General features: G+C 70.0%; 15 protein-coding genes. 5 read left to right on the top strand and 10 right to left on the bottom strand.

Annotated features, from left to right (window positions below):
- The first annotated feature begins 17 nt into the window (after nucleotides 1-17).
- Nucleotides 18-836: an SDR family NAD(P)-dependent oxidoreductase gene (locus OHS70_RS32385; RefSeq protein WP_328406060.1), complete on the top strand. Its 819-nt coding sequence runs from the start codon at nucleotides 18-20 to the stop codon at nucleotides 834-836.
- 14 nt (nucleotides 837-850) lie between these two features.
- On the opposite strand, the gene OHS70_RS32380 is transcribed toward OHS70_RS32385, so the two are convergent.
- Nucleotides 851-1,393, bottom strand: a complete 543-nt coding sequence (locus OHS70_RS32380) for an FABP family protein (protein WP_328403357.1) — start codon at nucleotides 1,391-1,393, stop codon at nucleotides 851-853.
- A 168-nt stretch (nucleotides 1,394-1,561) separates the two neighbouring features.
- On the opposite strand from OHS70_RS32380, the gene OHS70_RS32375 reads away from it, so the two are divergent.
- On the top strand, nucleotides 1,562-3,643 hold the full coding sequence (locus OHS70_RS32375) for a DUF4139 domain-containing protein (RefSeq protein ID WP_328403355.1): 2,082 nt from the start codon (nucleotides 1,562-1,564) through the stop codon (nucleotides 3,641-3,643).
- Nucleotides 3,644-3,651: 8 nt separating this feature from the next.
- Nucleotides 3,652-5,214: a mucoidy inhibitor MuiA family protein gene (locus OHS70_RS32370; RefSeq protein WP_328403353.1), complete on the top strand. Its 1,563-nt coding sequence runs from the start codon at nucleotides 3,652-3,654 to the stop codon at nucleotides 5,212-5,214.
- A 172-nt stretch (nucleotides 5,215-5,386) separates the two neighbouring features.
- Here OHS70_RS32370 and OHS70_RS32365 read toward each other — a convergent pair whose 3' ends face one another.
- From OHS70_RS32365 to OHS70_RS32340, 6 genes are all read right to left on the bottom strand, one after another.
- The gene (locus OHS70_RS32365) at nucleotides 5,387-5,833 is read right to left on the bottom strand and encodes a PaaI family thioesterase (protein WP_328403351.1); all 447 of its coding nucleotides are present in this window, start codon (nucleotides 5,831-5,833) and stop codon (nucleotides 5,387-5,389) included.
- Between the two features lie 94 nt (nucleotides 5,834-5,927).
- Complete coding sequence (locus tag OHS70_RS32360; RefSeq protein WP_328403349.1) at nucleotides 5,928-6,965, bottom strand: phosphotransferase family protein; 1,038 nt, start codon at nucleotides 6,963-6,965, stop codon at nucleotides 5,928-5,930.
- Nucleotides 6,958-7,740, bottom strand: coding sequence for an SDR family oxidoreductase (locus OHS70_RS32355; RefSeq protein ID WP_328403347.1), 783 nt, complete (start codon nucleotides 7,738-7,740; stop codon nucleotides 6,958-6,960). The genes OHS70_RS32360 and OHS70_RS32355 overlap by 8 nt, the downstream gene beginning before the upstream one ends.
- A gap of 1 nt (nucleotide 7,741) precedes the next feature.
- A complete protein-coding gene (locus OHS70_RS32350; protein ID WP_328403345.1) occupies nucleotides 7,742-8,971 on the bottom strand; it encodes an acyl-CoA dehydrogenase family protein in 1,230 nt (409 codons plus the stop codon).
- Nucleotides 8,958-9,566, bottom strand: coding sequence for an enoyl-CoA hydratase-related protein (locus OHS70_RS32345; RefSeq protein WP_328403343.1), 609 nt, complete (start codon nucleotides 9,564-9,566; stop codon nucleotides 8,958-8,960). Before OHS70_RS32345 ends, OHS70_RS32350 begins: the two co-directional genes overlap by 14 nt.
- 436 nt (nucleotides 9,567-10,002) lie before the next feature.
- Nucleotides 10,003-11,055 carry an alcohol dehydrogenase catalytic domain-containing protein gene (locus OHS70_RS32340; RefSeq protein WP_328403341.1) on the bottom strand — a complete coding sequence of 351 codons (1,053 nt, stop codon included), beginning with the start codon at nucleotides 11,053-11,055 and terminating at the stop codon, nucleotides 10,003-10,005.
- Nucleotides 11,056-11,239: 184 nt separating this feature from the next.
- On the opposite strand from OHS70_RS32340, the gene OHS70_RS32335 reads away from it, so the two are divergent.
- The gene (locus OHS70_RS32335) at nucleotides 11,240-11,950 is read left to right on the top strand and encodes a TetR/AcrR family transcriptional regulator (RefSeq protein WP_328403339.1); all 711 of its coding nucleotides are present in this window, start codon (nucleotides 11,240-11,242) and stop codon (nucleotides 11,948-11,950) included.
- Between the two features lie 170 nt (nucleotides 11,951-12,120).
- On the opposite strand, the gene OHS70_RS32330 is transcribed toward OHS70_RS32335, so the two are convergent.
- From OHS70_RS32330 to OHS70_RS32320, 3 genes are all read right to left on the bottom strand, one after another.
- Nucleotides 12,121-12,804, bottom strand: coding sequence for a TetR/AcrR family transcriptional regulator (locus tag OHS70_RS32330; RefSeq protein ID WP_328403337.1), 684 nt, complete (start codon nucleotides 12,802-12,804; stop codon nucleotides 12,121-12,123).
- Between the two features lie 623 nt (nucleotides 12,805-13,427).
- Complete coding sequence (locus tag OHS70_RS32325) at nucleotides 13,428-14,123, bottom strand: HAD family hydrolase (protein ID WP_328403335.1); 696 nt, start codon at nucleotides 14,121-14,123, stop codon at nucleotides 13,428-13,430.
- A 13-nt stretch (nucleotides 14,124-14,136) separates the two neighbouring features.
- Complete coding sequence (locus OHS70_RS32320; protein WP_328403333.1) at nucleotides 14,137-15,345, bottom strand: acetyl-CoA C-acyltransferase; 1,209 nt, start codon at nucleotides 15,343-15,345, stop codon at nucleotides 14,137-14,139.
- A 381-nt stretch (nucleotides 15,346-15,726) separates the two neighbouring features.
- Between OHS70_RS32320 and OHS70_RS32315 the strand changes: the two genes are divergently transcribed.
- Nucleotides 15,727-16,608, top strand: coding sequence for an alpha/beta fold hydrolase (locus OHS70_RS32315; RefSeq protein ID WP_328403331.1), 882 nt, complete (start codon nucleotides 15,727-15,729; stop codon nucleotides 16,606-16,608).
- Nucleotide 16,609 lies beyond the last annotated feature (1 nt).

Raw genomic sequence — 16,609 nt, 5'->3', positions numbered from 1 at the left:
ACGGAGGCACGACGACCATGGCGGACCAGCGCGTGTACCTCGTGACCGGCGGTGGGACGGGCATCGGCGCCGCCACCGCCCGGCTGCTGCACGAAGCGGGGCACCACGTGGTGATCTCCGGGCGCCGCCCCGAACCACTTCGGCTCGTCGCGGAGGAGACCGGAGCCCTGGCCGTCCCCTCCGACATCGGCGACCCCGACGCGGTACGGGCACTCGTCGACGCGGCCGTCGCGGCGCACGGACGCCTCGACGGGCTCGTCCTCAACGCCGGTATCGGGCGCGGCGGAGGCGTGGGCGAAGTGACGCTCGAGGACTGGGACGCGGTCATGCGGACCAACCTCACCGGCCCGTTCCATCTGCTGCGCGCCGCGCTCCCGCATCTGCTCGACGCCCAGGGCGCGGTGGTCGCGGTCGCCTCGGTGTCCGCCCTGCTGAGCGGCGTGGGCAGTGCCGCCTACGCGACCTCCAAGGCGGCGCTGCTCCAGCTCTGCCGGTCGCTCGCGGTCGACTACGGGGCCAAGGGTCTGCGCGCCAACACGGTGTGCCCGAGCTGGGTGCGCACCGACATGGCGGACCGCCGGATGAGCCGGTTCGCGGACGAGGCGGGGCTGGGTGATGGCGGGGTCGACGCGGCGTACCAGGAGGTGACCCGCGTCCTGCCCGCCGGGCGTCCCGGGGAGCCGCGCGAGGTCGCGGAAGCCGTCGCCTGGCTGCTCTCGCCCGCCTCCTCGTTCGTCAACGGAGCCGTGCTCACCGTCGACGGCGGCGTGACCGCCCTCGACCCCGGCACGCTCGCCTTCGACTTCCGGATCGAACCGCGAGCACCGCACGCCTGACGCCTGACGCCTGGTCAGGGATTCCGTCGAAGCCGTGCGGAAAGATGGTGCTGCAGGGGCTGACCGACCGCCGCGAGGTCGTGGATGAAGTCGAGCGTGTTCTCGTCCGTCACGGTGTAACGGCGGCGGGTGGCGTTCACCTCCTTGGCCGTGGGAGTGAGAGCCACCTCGTGGGTGGTGAGGTCAACCGTGCCGGCGTCGGCACTGCCGACCAGGATCTCCCCGATGCCGGTGGGCTGGGTGATCAATGCCTCCACACGTCCGTCGGGTTGGAGCCGCCACCAGCCGCTCTCCCGGGCCGACGGCCGCAGCGGGCTGCCGTCCGCGTCGAGCAGCCAGGCGCGCGCCTCGTAGTGGAGGAAAGGCCGCCCGTCGTGGCTGAAGGTGACCTCCTGCGCGTACGTGAACTCCTCGTCGAGCGTGGGATATCCGCCCCGGCCCCGGCCGGCCCAGGTACCCAGCAGCCCGATCACGGGCGCGAGCAGTGCGTGCGGTGCGGGTGCGTCGTCCGGTCGCAGGGCGTCGGGATACGGGGGCTTCTGGGCGGGGTCGTACATGATGCGCGCTCCTGGGTCGAGGCCGGTGCCGGATGGCAGCTTAGGAGGAGTCAGCTGCTCATCCGGCAGGGCGCGTGGTCCTGGACGCCGTCTTCCTGATCCGGCGCGGACGCGCAGAACACCCGGGCGTAGGCTTCGCTCAGCATGACGCGACGGGGGGCGGAGCACATGACGGCTGAGACGACACAGAGGTGGGGGTCGGCCCTCGATTCGGTCGTGGTGTACGCGCAGGGCGCGGTCTGCCGCCGCCTCGCCCGGGGCAGCGTGCCGCCCGACGGCCGGGTGCGGGTGACGGGTCTGCCCCGCTCGCTGGACCCGGCCTCGCTGCGGGCCCGTGTCCTGGGCGCCCCCGGAGTGCGCGTCACCGAGGCCCGGGTGGAGGTCGAGGCCGAGCCGCTCGCCACGGGCACGCCCGACGAGTTGCGGCGCGAGGTCGAGCGGCTGAGGGACGCGTACGCTGCGGCGCAGGGACGCCGGGAACGGCAGCTGAGCCTGATCGAGGAGGTCAGCGCTCTCCGCCCGGTCCCACCTGCCCGCCGGCGTGAGGACCCGCACCGCCGTACCCCGGTCGACGCGTGGCTGGAACTCGCCGACTTCGTCGACGAGCGGCTGATGGGACTGCACGCCCGCCTCGTCGAGCTGGAGACGGCACTGCGGAACGTCGAGCACGAGCTCACCGTCGCCGCCGACCGGCTCGCCCGCGCCTCCACCGACGCACCGCCGGCGCATGTGGAGACCACGGTCTGCGCGGTCCTGGCCCTCGACGGCACCGGTGACGCGGAAGTGGAACTCGAGCTCGAATACGGGGTGCCGGGCGCCGTCTGGGTGCCGGCCTACCGCCTGAGTCACCGTCAGGGTGACGGCAGCGGCCGTCTGGTGCTGCGTGCCTCGGTCGCCCAGCGGACCGGTGAGGACTGGACCGGCGTGCGCATCGCCCTGGCCACCGCCGATCTTCGGCGCCGCACCGACCTGCCGAGGCTCCGCTCGGTCCGCATCGGCCGCAGTCAGCCCGCCCCCGCACCTTCCGGCTGGCGCGAACCCCCGGCCGGGCTCGTCGACCTGTTCTCCGGGTACGACGCGGCAGGCCCTTGCCCTGCCCCGGCCGCCGGACCCGGGGCCGCGGCCGTCGGGGCCGGCTCCGCGCCCGGTCCCGTGCCGCCACCGCCCCCTCCCCGGCCGGCCCAACAGGGTTACGGCGGGCCGCCCTCGGCGCTCCCGATGCCCGGCGGCGTGTACGGGTCATCCCCGGACGCCGTGGGCGGCGGGGTGCCCGACCTCCCGCAGCCGGCCCGGTCGCGACCGGCCGGCAGGCCGGGTGCCGGCGGCAGGTCCTTCGCGGGTGCCCCCGCCCCCATGGCGCCCGCGGCTCCTGGCCGGGCCGCCCCGCCACCCCCTCCGGCGCCGGTGGCCGGTCCGCCGCAGCCGACCGGCGCCGAGCTCGACTACGCCGCCCTTGCCCTGTGCGGCCCCGACGAGCAGAGCGGTCGCAGAGGCCGGCTGTTTCCCGGATCCCTCTTCGACCCGGTGGCGGCCGAGTACCGCCGCCGCGCCGAAGCGGTGGCCGCGCTTCCGCTGCCCGGACACGCCGTGCGGCCCCGCGAGTCGGCGGGTTCCTTCGACCACCGCTTCGATGCCGCCGCCCGCGCGGACATACCGTCGGACGGGACCTGGCACACCGTCACCGTCGGCGAGATCCCGGTCGGCCTGCGCACCGAGTACCTCTGCGTTCCGTCCGTGGAGCAGACCGTGTACGCGACGTTGGTGCTCTCCAACGCCACCGACCAGGCACTGCTGGCCGGCCCGGTCGAGGTCACCGTCGACGACGACTTCCTTCTGACCGCCGCACTGCCCACGCTCGCCCCCGGCGGTGTCCGCCGGGTGGGGCTCGGGCCGGCCGAGGGCATCCGGGTCACCCGCCGTACGAACCTGCACGAGTCGACCTCGGGCCTGCGCAACAACACCACCGTGCTCGACCACCGCGTCCACGTGGAGCTGGCCAACCGGCTCGCGAGGCCCGTCACCGTCGAAGTCCGCGAGCGGGTGCCGGTCACCTCCGAACCGGACGTCCGGATCGAGGAACGGGCCGACTGGACGGCACCTGAGGAAGGCACGGGGCCCGATCGCCATGCACCGGGCACCCGCGTCTGGCGACTGGACCTGCCCGCAGGCGCCACCGCCGCCCTCGACGGCGGCTACGAGATCCGCATCCCGACCGGCAAGGCCCTGGTCGGCGGTAACCGCAGGAGCTGACACCCGCCATGTCCACGCCCCCGAAGCCGATCGCCCTCCCCGTCACCGCCGTCACATGCCTCGAGGACCGCGCCCACATCGAGCGCACCGTCGTGCTCGACCTGGAGGCCGGGGTCCAGCGGCTGCGTCTCGGGCCGGTCAGTGCGCTGGCCGTCGACCGGACCCTCCATGCCGAGCTGACCGCCGATCACCCCGCCACCGTGCTCGACGTGCGGATCGTCCGCAGCTGGACGCCGCGCGGGCCGCTGCCGTCCGCCGACGACGACTCCGCCCTGCGCCAACGCGTACACACCCTCGAAGAGGAGCTGCTGAGCCTGGAGCAGCGACGCGACCGGCTGCATGCCCGCCTTGACGTGCTCGGCCGCCTCGCCGCCGATCTGCTGCGGGAGATCGGCGAAGGTGCCGGCTCCGGGGAGAGCGAACGATCCCGCTGGGCCCGCGAACTGGACAGGGCGGACGAGGAGCGTGACGCGCACGGCGAGCAACTCCGCACTGTGGAGGCCCGGCTGGCCGCCTTTGCCACCGAACTCGGGGAAGCCCAGCGGGCCATGCACCTCTCAGAGGAGGAGCCCGCCGAGCTGGTCGGCCATGTCGAGTTGACCGTGGAGGCCGCGGTCGCCGGGCCGGCCGGGCTGCGCCTGAGCCACCTCACCCCGTGTGCGTTGTGGCGGCCCGCCTACCGGGCCGTGCTCGACGGGGACGCCCTGACGCTGGAGACCGATGCGATGGTCTGGCAGCGCACCGGTGAGGACTGGTCGGACGTACGGCTGACCTTGTCGACGGCCCGCTCGGCGCTGGCCACCGATCCGCCACGGCTGGGCGAGGACCGGCTGACGCTCAAGGACCGCTCCGCGGCGGAGCGCCGCACGGTCGACGTCGAGCTGCGCGAGGAGGAGATCGGGGCTCTCGGCCCGGCTCCGGTGCTCGGCCTGCCGGGGGTGGACGACGGCGGCGAGGCGCGGGTGCTGAGATCCCCCGCGCCGGTCTCGGTGCCCGGTGACGGCCGTGCCCACCGCGTGCCGCTCTCCGCGTTCACCACGGCCGCGCGCAGTGAGTACGCCTGCTCACCGGAGTTGTCCCCCCTGGTCACCCAGGTGGTGCGGTTCGACAACCTGTCCGGCCACGCGCTGCTCGCCGGGCCCGTGGACCTCGTCCGCGGCAGTGGATTCAGCGGCCGCGGCACGCTGGACTTCACAGCCCCCGGCACTCCCGTTGAGCTGGCCTTCGGCAGCTGCGACGACTACAGGGTGGTCCGGCATGCCGAGGAGTCCCGCGACGTGGCCGGAATCACTCAGCGGACCGTGGTCACCCGCACGGTCCGGCTGCACATGTCCCGGTTCTCCGCCCCCGGGGAGCACGGCGAGCGGGTGGTCGTCCTTCGGGAGCGGATCCCGGTCTCCGAGGTCTCGGCGGTGGAGATACGCCTGCACAAGGATTCATGCTCCCCGGCACCCGACGTGGTCGACGCCGAGGGCATCGCCCGCTGGGACGTCACCCTCCCGCCCGGCGGCCGCCGCACGGTCACCCTGGTCTACGAGCTGTCGGCGAGCGCCAAGGTCACCGGGCTCTGAGCTAGGTGGACAGCTGCACACCTGCTCGTGCAGGCCTGATCCGGCTCCCGCCCCAGCCGGGTCGGGTGGCGGTAGGTGGTGACCAGACCCGCGGGTGCGGGAGCAGCGGGTTTCGCTGCCGCCGTCTTGCACAACCACTCGGCCGGCGCCCCGTCATGCGGTCGCTGATCGCCTACGACCGCTGACGAACGGTCTGGATTCGCGCGGTCGCGGTCGCCACAGCCACCGGCCTGCCATCAGGTCCGATGAGCTCACCGGCGAGAAAGCACACGTCCTTGCCGCGCTGCACGATGCGCCCCCGCCCCACAAGCCGTCCGGGGCGGGCGGGACGCAGGAACTGAACATGAAGATCGAGAGTCGGCGCGAAGTGGTTCTCCGGCAACGTCGCGACCAGCGCCGGACCCAAGGTGTCGTCGAGCATCGCGGCCAAGAACCCGCCCTGGATCACGCCCACAGGGTTCACGAACTGATCGCCCGCCTCGAACGCCACCTCGATAGTGCCCTGTTCGGTATCCACCCCGATCAGTTCCCATCCCAGGAGCACCGCAGCAGGCGGCGGCGGAACCCGCCCCTCCAGTACGTCCCAGAACGGCCCACGCCTCTGCGCATCCATGTCCATGAGCCACATTGAACAGGCCGCCACCGACAGCCTGGAGGTCGCGTCGCTCGAACAGCACCGCCGAGCTCTGGGCGGACGACCCCCTCACTCCTCCTCAGATCCCGGCTTCGCCGGCGATCCGGCAGGCCTTGTCCACGAGCGCATCGATACGTTCCACGGTGGGCGTTCCTGTCGTGCTCCTGTTCTCCGGTTCATCGATCGCTCGCCTCATCACGCCCTCACCGATCACGGCCACCTTCCACAGGCCCAGCACGTGCCAGAACGTCAGTGCCGCCGGATCCCGGCCTGTTTCCGTCAGGTACACGTGAGCGAGCTCGTCACGGTGCGGGAACCCGTCGAGGACGGAGGCGGCGAAATCACCCCCGGTCTCCTCCTCCCCCGGTTCCGGCCAGTACGCCAGCAGGCTGCCCATGTCCGCCAACGGATCCCCCAGTGTCGACAACTCCCAGTCGAGCACCGCAGTCACTTCCCCGCTGTCGTAGGAGGTGATGACGTTGCGCAGATGGAAGTCGCCGTGCACGAGCGTCACTTCGCGCTGCTTCGGGGCAGCCGCGACGAGGCGTCGCGTGAGGTTGTCGAGGGCGGGCAGCTCGCGGGTCCTGGACTTCTCCCACTGGCCGGCCCACCGCTTGAGCTGACGCTGCGCGTACGGCTTGTGGCCGGCCAGACCGGTCAGCCCGGCCGCCTCGAGATCGACCGCGTGGATCTTCGCCAGCGTCCGCGGCAAGGACATCCCGATCGCCCGGCGCCGCTCGGGCGTCAGCGACTGCGCGATCGGCATCGTGTCGACGACCTGGCCGTCCACGAATTCCATGAGCAGCAGCGGGACGTCGGTCACGGCGGGATCAGCGGTCAGCCCGAGCACCCGCGGGGTCGGAACGGCGGTGCCCTCCAGCGCGGCCAGAATCCCCGCCTCGCGGGCCACGTCGTGCGCCGAAGCCAACAGGCGACCCAGCGGCGGGCGTCGCAACACCCATCTGCGACCGTCCTGGTCCTGTACGAGACAGGTCAGATTCGACTGGCCGAGCCCGATCCGGTCGAAGGTCAACGGCCCGGCGAAGTCGACGCCGAGGGTCCCGAACCAGCGGCTCACCGCCCCGGCGTCGATTCCGACGACGCCTGCACTAGACACCGCTGCCGGCTCCCTGCCTGAACGGGAGCGCGTCACCGAGCAGCTGCCCGCCATCGATCACCATGGTCTCGCCGGTGATCCAACTCGCAGCGTCCGAGACGAGGAAGGCGACCGCCGAGGCGATGTCGGCGGGCTCCCCTATGCGCCCCAGCGCCGTCGAGACGGACACGGCCTGCTCGTGCTCCTTCCACAGGGCCTCGGCCAGCTTCGTGCGCACCAGACCAGGTGCCACCGCGTTGACGCGAACCTTCGGCGAGAGTTCCAGGGCCAGTTGCTTCGTGAGATGGATGAGCGCGGCCTTCGAGGCGTTGTACAACCCGATGTTCGCCTCGAAGGCCATTCCGCCGACCGACGCGGTGTTGACGACCGCCCCGCCGTGCTCGCCCATCCAGGCCCGCGTGGCCAGACCCGTCCACAGGACGGGAGCCCACAGGTTCACGTCGAAGGTCTTGGCGAACCGCCCGTGGTCCTGGTCGAGGACCGGCCCGAAGGCCGGGTTGGTGCCCGCGTTGTTGACGAGGATGTCGAGGCTTCCGAAGCGCTCGAGCGTCAGGTCCACACAGCGCTGAGCCGCCTCTTCGTCGACCGCGTGCGCACCGACCCCCAGCGCTGAGCCGCTCACCCGGGCCGCGGCTGCGTCCGCCGCCTCCTGGGACCGGGAGGTGAGCACGACGTTTGCACCGGCCGAGGCAATGGCCTGGGCGATCGACAGCCCGATCCCGCGCGAGGCGCCGGTGACGAGGGCGGTGCGACCGGTCAGATCGAGTCCTGCCATCTCAGCTCACCGCTGCCGTGGCCGTGTCGCGGTACTGCCGCAGTTCCTGTTTTGCGATGGCCCTCTTGTGTACCTCGTCGGGACCGTCCGCCAGCCGCAACGTCCGCAGCCCCGCATACATCATCGCCAACGGGAAGTCGTCGGTCACCCCTGCTCCCCCGTGCACCTGGATCGCTCGGTCGACGATCTTCAACGCGATGTTCGGGGCGGCCACCTTGATGGCCGCGATCTCGGTGCGCGCTTCCTTGTTCCCGACCGTGTCCATCAGATACGCGGCCTTGAGCGTGAGCAGGCGGATCATCTCGATGTCGATACGTGCTTCCGCTATCCAGTCCTGGACATTGGACCGTTCGGCAACCGGACTGCCGAATGTCACCCGTGACTGCGCGCGCCGGCACATCAGCTCCAGCGCCCGCTCGGCCGCGCCGATCGCCCGCATGCAGTGGTGGATACGACCGGGCCCGAGCCGGGCCTGACTGATCGCGAAACCCTCACCCTCGCCCTTGAGTACGTCCTTGGCCGGCACCCGTACGTCGGTGAAGTCGATTTCGGCGTGTCCCTCACGGTCCTGGTAGCCGAACACCGGCAGTCCGCGGATCACCGTGATCCCGGGGGCGTCGATCGGCACGACCATCATCGACTGCTGCCGGTGCGGGGCAGCGGTGGGATCCGTCTTCCCCATGACGATGAGCACCTTGCAGTTGCGGTGCAGGGCATTGGACGCGAACCACTTGCGGCCGTTGAGCACGTACTCGTCACCGTCGCGCTCCATCCGAAGCTCGATGTTGGTGGCGTCCGAACTGGCGACACGCGGCTCGGTCATCGCGAAGGCCGAGGCCATCGTCCCGTCGAGCAGGGGCCCCAGATACCTCTCCTTGTGCTCGTCGCTGCCGAACAGTGTGAGCACTTCCATGTTGCCGGTGTCGGGAGCATTGCAGTTGCACGCCTCGGAGGCGATATGACTGCGCCCCATGATCTCCGCCAGCGGCGCGTACTCGAGATTCGTCAGCCCCGGGCCCCACTCGGCGTGCGGGTGGAAGAGGTTCCACAGTCCGCGCCTCCGCGCCTCCGCCTTGAGTTCCTCGAGGATCGGCGGATGGAAATGCGGGTCACCCGACGCGCACATCTGCTCGTGGTACACCGCCTCAGCGGGGTAGATGTGCGAATCCATGAATTCGAGCAGATCCGCCTGGTACTTCTTGGCGCGGTCCGACGTCTCAAACAGGGACATCTGAACTCCTCACGGGTAGGGAGGGAAAATTCGGTGAGCGCTTGTCGAGGTGACTGGCCACGCCTTCGACGAAATCGGCCCCGCGGAAGGCCTGGAGCATGACGCCTTCCGCGCGGGTCACGGAATCGGCGTAGGTGCCGTCCGCGTCGCCCTGCAGTTGCCTCTTGATGGTGGCCATGGATGCCGGGGAGCAGCGCGTCGCCAGATCGGCGGCGTACGCGACGGCGGCATCGACGACACTGCCGGTGGGGACCAGGTGGTCGAGGAGTCCGATACGGAGTGCCTCCTCGGCATCCACCATGCGACTCGACAGCAGCGGGTCCGATGCCCGGCTGTGCCCCACCAGCCGGGGCAACAGACAGGAGATCCCGTACTCGGCGATCAGCCCGCGCTGCGCGAATGCCCTGGTGAACCGGGCCGCGGACGAGCCGAAGCGAATGTCGCAGTAGAGCGCCTCCACCATGTCCAGGCCCGCGGCCACCCCGTTGACCGCACCGATCAGCGGTTTGCGCAAGGAAAGCGGCATGTCGCGCGGCGGGCGCCGCGACCTGTTCGCCTCGGAGACCTCGCCGAGCGCCTGCAGTGCAACGTTCACAGCGAACCCTCTCCGTGGCCGAGCGTGCGGTGCCGGGGCACGGCCCCCAACGATGAGGTGCCCGTGACCTCTCCCTGTATAGTTGAATCCGACGTCAAGTTCAACCGCTGGCACACCTGACCACCAGGGACTGTGCGATGTCGTGATCAATCCTGCGGATCCGCCTTCGCCCGGAAGCCGGTCATGACTCGCAGGCAAAACTCAGCGACGAGCAATGGAAGTTGGTAGAGCCGTACCTGCCGGTAGGCGAGTACGGCCCGTACCCCGCGCGGTTGCGGGACCACTGTTGATCACGACATCACACAGTCCCTGGGAGACCTTCATGTCGGCGCGTGTGTACGCGGCGGTGAGGGCCTCGGTGACGATGCCTTACCTGGGAGGAGACCCACCTCCCGCAGCGCCGACTGCCCCCGCCATCCGCGGCAGAACCGAGGGGTCAACGGGCAGGGTCGAGGAGGATCTTGCGGACGCCGTCGGCGCGGCTGTTGAAGAGTTCGTAGGCCGTGGGGCCCTCGGAGAGGGCGAAGCGGTGGGAGACCACGACCCCCGGAGTGATCCGGCCGGCCTGGGTGAGGGCGATCAGGGCGGGGAGTTCGTAATGGGTCGAGCACAGCCCGATGGCGAACTCCAGCTCTTTGACCTGGGCCATTCCCATGTGGAAGGGAAAGGCCTTGCTGTTGCTGACCCCGATGACGCTGACCCGGCCGGCCTGCCGGACTGCTTTGAGGGCGAGTTCGATGGTGGCGTCCGAGCCCACGGCCTCCACGACCGCATCCGGTCCGCGTCCTGCGGTCATCTCCCGTATGACCGTCCGTGCATCCTCGCCCTCGATCGGTTCGACGCCCAGGGTGGCGGCGAAGGTACGGCGCTCCGCGACCAGGTCCGCGCCCAGCACCCGGGCGGCGCCCATGGCGAAGGCCGATTGCGCGGCCATGAGACCGACCGGTCCGAGGCCGATGACCAGGACCGTTTCGCCGGGCCGGATGCGGGCGCGGCGGCAGCCGTACCAGGCCGTGGGGGCGTTGTCCGTCAGGACGATGGCGGCCTCGTCGGAGATGCCTTCGGGCAGGCGCACCAGGTTGACCTCGGCATGGGGCACGCTCAGGGCTTGGGCCTGGCTACCCGGGAGCTTGGGGCTCACTCCGTAGCAGAGGTCCGTCGAGGATCGGGCGCGCTCGCACCTGGCGGTGAGCCCGGTCGCGCAGGTTCTGCACAGGGTGCAGCCGACTGAGGCGGGAACCAGGACTCGGTCGCCGGGCTTGAAGCCGGTGACCTGGTCGCCGGTGTCGAGGACCACCCCGACGCACTCGTGTCCCGGGGTGTAGCCGATCTCCGGGCTGAACCCGTTGCCGCCGTAGATGTGCAGGTCGCTGCCGCAGATACCGGCCGTGGTGACCTGAACGACGGCGTCGGTGGGGCTGGTGACGGCCGGGTCGGGGACGTCCCCGTAACGGATGTCATGGCGGCCGTGGTAGGTCAGTGCCTTCATGGAATTCCTCCGTCCAGGCGCAGGGCGGCGCCGGTGCAGCACGAGCACGCCGGAGCGGCGAACAGAGCATCGGGATCGGCCTCGAAGTCGCAGGACACGGCGCCTCCCTCCCACCCTGAAATACTTGGATCAATAATTAATGCGACCGTATCACTTTGCCTGGGGCCCACTACAATGAGCGTCTGTGACAGCACAAGAGACGCCCGACCAGGCCACATCGCCCCGGAGTCAAAGACCCCGTGACACCCGCGGCACTCTCATCCGGGCCGCCGAGCGGTTGTTCGCGGCGAAGGGGGTCGACGGCGTCTCGCTCAGCGAGATCAAGCGGGCCGCGGGCCAGCGCAACGCGATGGCCCTGCAGTACCACTTCGGCGACCGTGCGGGCCTGCTGCGGGCCGTGCTCGACAAGCACCTCCCTGCGGTGGACGCCGGCCGGGAGGTACTGCTGCAGCAGTACGAGGACAGCGGGAGCGCCGATCTTCGCTCCCTCGCGGGCGCACTGGTGCTGCCGGCCGCCGCGAAACTCGGCGATCCCGACGGTGGCCGCGAGTTCCTGCAGATCGTGGCCGAATTGCTCAACCGCCCCGAACCTCTGGTCGAGCTCGTCGTGACGGAGGGATCGAGCATCTACCCTTGGCGGCGCCTGGTGGAGGCTTTGCTGCCGCCCGAGTCGACCATGGTGCTCCACACCCGCTTCACCGCCATGCGCTTCTGCCACGCCGAACTCGCCACCCGTGCCGCCGCCCGCCCTCGCAGGGACGACCGGTTGTTCACCAGCCGGCTGGTCGACCTGGTCACCGCACTGCTGGCCGCACCGGTGTCCGAGCAGACCGCACGACTGCTGCACGAACGAGACCGGAGGGACCAGACCGGTCAGAAGGCCCCGGCTCGCTGACGGCCCGGTCGCTACGCGCGGCAAGCAAGTCCAAGGCCTGGAACCAGCGGTCCAGGCCGCCGGGAGACAGCGTCAGTTCCAGGCGCCCGCCCGCGCGGGCTGACGTCGTTGCGGAACCGGCATCCCGCTCGCCGCTACCCTGACCGGCGGCCGGCGCTATTGCCGGATCATCAGTGGCCGGGGAACCGCAGGGCGTTCGCCCAGAGCCGGGTGACTGTGGAGACAAGCTCCTCGAAGTCCACCGGCGTACCTTCTTCTTGCCCTTCGCCGCGCGCGAAGGCGCTGTGGGCCATGACGCTGACCATTCCCGACAGTGCACGGGAGGCCATCGTCGGATCGACCTCACGGTCTGCGACACCCCGCGCCTGCAGGTCGGCGATGCCGCGGGCGTTGCGATGGATGAACGCGTCCGCGCGCCGGGTTCGGAACTTACGGAACTCCGGCTCCACCTGGGCGACCTGCTCAAGCAGCGCCATCAGCTTCGCGTTCCGTTTGTATGCCTCGAGATACGCGCGATTGCTCGCCTCGAGTACCGCATACGGATCGTCGGTACCCTGCACCCGGCCCATGCCCGGGTGCATCATGTCCTCCTGCGCCTCCAGCAGGACGGCGGAAAGCACCTCTTCCTTGTTGGCGAAGTAGGTGTAAAAGGAGCCCGCCGCGCATTGGGCCTCTTTGGTGATGTCGGCCAGGCGGGTGTCGAGGTAGCCGTCCCGCTCGAACACCTTCCGCGCGGCCTTCACCAAAGCGGCGCGTGTCCGCGCTCCGCGCTGCGTCGCGGGCGGCTCGCGAAACGGCGAGCTGGGCGCCATGGGCGGTACCTTCTCGCTGTCCTCGGGCGCAGTGGTCTCCATTCCCTGAAGTGTACTTGAATCTGACACCAGCATCACAAATGTGCAGGGGCTCAGGGGGAAATTCCGGAGCCGGTTCCCGGCCACCTGTGGAGAACCCGATTCGGCCGGAGTTCAGGCGCTCCGACCCACGTAGGTGGGGATCACTGCGACCATCCGCACCGTGGACGGTCACCGACATGTACTGCCCTATCGCACACCGCAGTTGAATATCGCGCCACGGCTTCTGCGATGCGCCGAACACGTGGAACAGCGGAAGTCCGGTGCCGGTACGGTCGGCGCTGGATCCGCTGCTGCACTCGGCGCCGATCTCCCCTGCGGACAACAGGTTTCCGACCGTGAGCTGGGCACCCCTCGGTCGCCCCGTCGTACCCGCACGCAGCACCCAGGCATCTCGCCGTGGACGGCGGCGACGCCATCGTCACGAACCGCACACGGCAGCTCATCCGGGAACGATGCACCCGGCGCCGGGACGTGAAGAAGGGTGCATGCATCCGTCCGCTCGGGCGGGCAGAGGTGGTACCGAAGTACATGAGCACCGGGCCGGCGCGAGCACTGCCGCTCGGCCCGCGGGCGGTGTCGATCCCGGGCCCGACCGGTCTCCCTTCGATCGGTCGATCGACCGGTCAGGCGGTGATCCTGAAGCGTTCGGCGAGTTGGCGGCGGGTGTCGGCGGCACCGGTGTGAAGCACTCCCCCGATTCCGATCCGCGCCGCTCCGTCGAGGTTCTGCCGCAGGTCGTCGATCATGACTGCCTCCTCGGGGGAGACGCCGAGTCGTTCACATGCGATCGCGTAAATCCGCCGGGAAGGCTTGCGGATCCCGACCTCGGCGGAGATGACGACCGCGTCCGCCACTGCGGCAAGGTCGACGCCGTCGTAGGTTCCGGTCCCGAAGGAATTGGACACCAGCGCAACGGGATACCCGGCGGCGCGGAGATCCCCGAGCAGGGCGAGCATGTCCTGGTCGATCGACATTCCGGCTTGCATCCGGGCCGTGAGCCCCTCGGCGGGTACGTCGGCACCGTGGACACACAGACGTTCGGCGAATCCTCGCTCGAAGGCTTCGGCGTCAATACGGCCGCATTCGTGGTCGGCCAGGAGGGTGCGTGACGGCTGATCCCGGCTGAGGAGGTCCAGCGGCAGGCGCGGGTCGCCACCGAGTGAGGCGCCGAAGTCGGTGAACGCCTGCAACACACTGGAGGTGATGACCCCGCCGAAGTCCACGAGGACGGCGGTTCGGGCCGTTTCCACCACGCTCGACACAGTGTTCACACCCTCCCTCGCGGCCGGCTTCCCGCCGGCCGCGGCGACGACAGCCATGGTCCGCCGATTCTCATGAGGACCGAGCGACCTCGAACAGCCCGGCTGCGCCCATTCCGCCGCCGACACACATCGAGATCACTACATATCGGACGCCACGGCGCCTGCCCTCGATCAGGGCGTGCCCCACCAGGCGGGCACCGGTCATCCCGTACGGATGGCCGACCGAGATTCCGCCGCCATTGACGTTGAACCGCTCCGGGTCGATGTTCAGTTCGTCACGGCAGTACAGCGCCTGGGAAGCGAACGCCTCGTTGAGTTCCCACAGACCGATGTCGTCGACGGTGAGATCGTGCTGCTTCAGCAGTTTCGGAATGGCGAACACCGGACCGATCCCCATCTCGTCCGGTCCGCAACCGGCAACGGCCATACCCCGGTACACGCCCAGCGGCTCCAGTCCGCGGCGTTCGGCTTCCTTCGACTCCATCAACACCGACACCGAAGCCCCGTCCGACAATTGCGAGGAGTTGCCCGCCGTCACGCTGGAATGCGCGGTCACCTGACCGTCCGGCAGCACCGGCGCCAACCCGGCCAGGCCCTCGAGTGTGGTCGACGCGCGGTTGCCCTCGTCCCGGGTCAGGGTCACGGCCTCGTCCCGCACCTCCCCGGACCGCTTGTCCAGGACCTTCCTGACGCTGTCGAGCGCGACGATCTCCTGGTCGAACCGCCCGGCCTCTTGGGCCGCCGCAGTGCGCTGCTGTGACACCAGCGCGAACTCGTCCTGTCGTTCCCGGCTCACGCCGTAGCGTTCGGCGACGATCTCCGCCGTCTGCAACATCGGCATGTAGACACTCGGCTTGTGCTGGACCAGCCAGGGGTCCGTCATGCGGTGGGTGTTCATGTGCTCGTTCTGCACCAGGGAGATCGACTCGACACCGCCGCCGACAACGACCTGCATGCCGTCGCCGACGATCTGCTTGGCGGCCGTCGCAATCGCCATCAGGCCCGACGAGCACTGCCGGTCGATCGTCATCCCCGGCGCGGAGTCCGGAAGTCCGGCACGCAGAGCGGCCTGGCGGGCGACGTTGCCACCGGATGACCCCTGCTGCATGGCGCAGCCGAAGACCACATCTTCGACCTCGCCTCCCTCGAGCCCGGCGCGCTGCACCGCGTGCGAGAGGGCATGGGCGGCAAGTTCCTGCGCCGGGGTGTCGTTGAACGCACCGCGGTACGCCTTCCCGATCGGCGTCCGTGCCGTCGAAACGATGACTGCTTCCCTCATGTCGCCTCACTGCTTCCTGTCGGTCCGGTTCGTCTGGGCGCGTCGGGGCTGGAATCCCGGGCTCCGTGAGCCGGAATCGATACCGGTTGGGGCGCGATGCCGGCCGGCCGGGCTCGATGCCGACACGCGGTGCCGAACGCCGACCGGAGCGCTGTGAGCAGTCAGTGACCGTCCCCTCCGTAGCCGATCACGTGCGTCACGGCCGCAGGGCGACGGCAGCCGACCTCCCGAATCGGTTATAGTTGAATTCGAAGTCAAGTTCAACCAGTCCCCCGAGAGAGGGCGGCACGCGGCCCCATTGCGGAGAGCGCGCGTTCTCGACCTTGACAATCCCCTTCCACAACTTAGGCTGACCGACCAGTCGGTATGAAGAGGTGGACCGTGACCGAGCTGAGCATCTCCACCGCCGCGGGCGTGTTCGACGCGACCATGGCGGGTCCACCGAAGGGCCGCCCGGTGCTGCTGCTCCACGGCTTCCCGCAGACGCGGCTGGTGTGGCACCGGCAGATCGCCGAGCTGGCCGCGCACGGCTACCGGGCGGTCGCACCCGACCAGCGTGGCTACTCTCCCGGGGCACGCCCCGAGCGGCCCGCGGACTACCGCATGAACGTCCTGGTCGACGATGTGGTCGCGCTCACGGAAGAACTGGGCTGGGGGTCGTTCGACCTGGTCGGCCATGACTGGGGAGGCGCGGTGGCATGGTGGACCGCCGATGCCCACCCCGATCGCGTACGTACCCTGACAGCTGTCTCGACCCCGCACCCCGGCGCTCTGGCCACCACCCTGCGCACCGACAAGGACCAGCGCGAACGATCGAAGTACATGATCGCCTGGCGTGAAACGCCCGCGACCGAAGAGCGCATGCTCGCAGGCGATGCCGAGGCGCTTCGCACCACTTACGCCGGAAAGGTCCCGCATGCCAGTGCTGAGGCCTACGTGCGGCACCTGTCCCGGCCGGGTGCTCTCACCGCGGCGCTGAACTGGTACCGCGCCGGCCGCCCCGACGGTGCGATCGGCGTCATCGAGGTGCCCACGCTGTACGTCTGGAGCACGCGGGACAGCGCGTTCGGCCCGGCGGCCGCACGGGAGACCGGGCAGTGGGTCGACGGACCGTACCGGTTCGAGACCCTCCAGGGCGTCAGCCACTGGGTCCCCGAGGAGGCGCCCGAGACACTGAACCGCCTGCTGCTCGAACATCTGCGAGCACACGGCGAGCCCGGAACCACAGCCAACGCCCCCTCTGTCGACCCTCAGAAGTGGTGAC

It is taken from the genome of Streptomyces sp. NBC_00390, from assembly GCF_036057275.1.
In the GTDB taxonomy this organism is placed as follows: domain Bacteria; phylum Actinomycetota; class Actinomycetes; order Streptomycetales; family Streptomycetaceae; genus Streptomyces.
Note: the sequence above shows the minus strand (reverse complement) of the source record. Positions and strands in the feature narration are given on the sequence as shown.

Excerpts from the sequence above, each read along its gene's own strand:
- OHS70_RS32385 (WP_328406060.1), top strand. The coding sequence starts at position 18 with ATGGCGGACCAGCGCGTGTACCTCGTGACCGGCGGTGGGACGGGCATC.
- OHS70_RS32380 (WP_328403357.1), bottom strand. The coding sequence starts at position 1,393 with ATGTACGACCCCGCCCAGAAGCCCCCGTATCCCGACGCCCTGCGACCG.
- OHS70_RS32375 (WP_328403355.1), top strand. The coding sequence starts at position 1,562 with ATGACGGCTGAGACGACACAGAGGTGGGGGTCGGCCCTCGATTCGGTC.
- OHS70_RS32370 (WP_328403353.1), top strand. The coding sequence starts at position 3,652 with ATGTCCACGCCCCCGAAGCCGATCGCCCTCCCCGTCACCGCCGTCACA.
- OHS70_RS32365 (WP_328403351.1), bottom strand. The coding sequence starts at position 5,833 with ATGGACATGGATGCGCAGAGGCGTGGGCCGTTCTGGGACGTACTGGAG.
- OHS70_RS32355 (WP_328403347.1), bottom strand. The coding sequence starts at position 7,740 with ATGGCAGGACTCGATCTGACCGGTCGCACCGCCCTCGTCACCGGCGCC.
- OHS70_RS32350 (WP_328403345.1), bottom strand. The coding sequence starts at position 8,971 with ATGTCCCTGTTTGAGACGTCGGACCGCGCCAAGAAGTACCAGGCGGAT.
- OHS70_RS32340 (WP_328403341.1), bottom strand. The coding sequence starts at position 11,055 with ATGAAGGCACTGACCTACCACGGCCGCCATGACATCCGTTACGGGGAC.
- OHS70_RS32330 (WP_328403337.1), bottom strand. The coding sequence starts at position 12,804 with ATGGAGACCACTGCGCCCGAGGACAGCGAGAAGGTACCGCCCATGGCG.
- OHS70_RS32325 (WP_328403335.1), bottom strand. The coding sequence starts at position 14,123 with ATGGCTGTCGTCGCCGCGGCCGGCGGGAAGCCGGCCGCGAGGGAGGGT.
- OHS70_RS32320 (WP_328403333.1), bottom strand. The coding sequence starts at position 15,345 with ATGAGGGAAGCAGTCATCGTTTCGACGGCACGGACGCCGATCGGGAAG.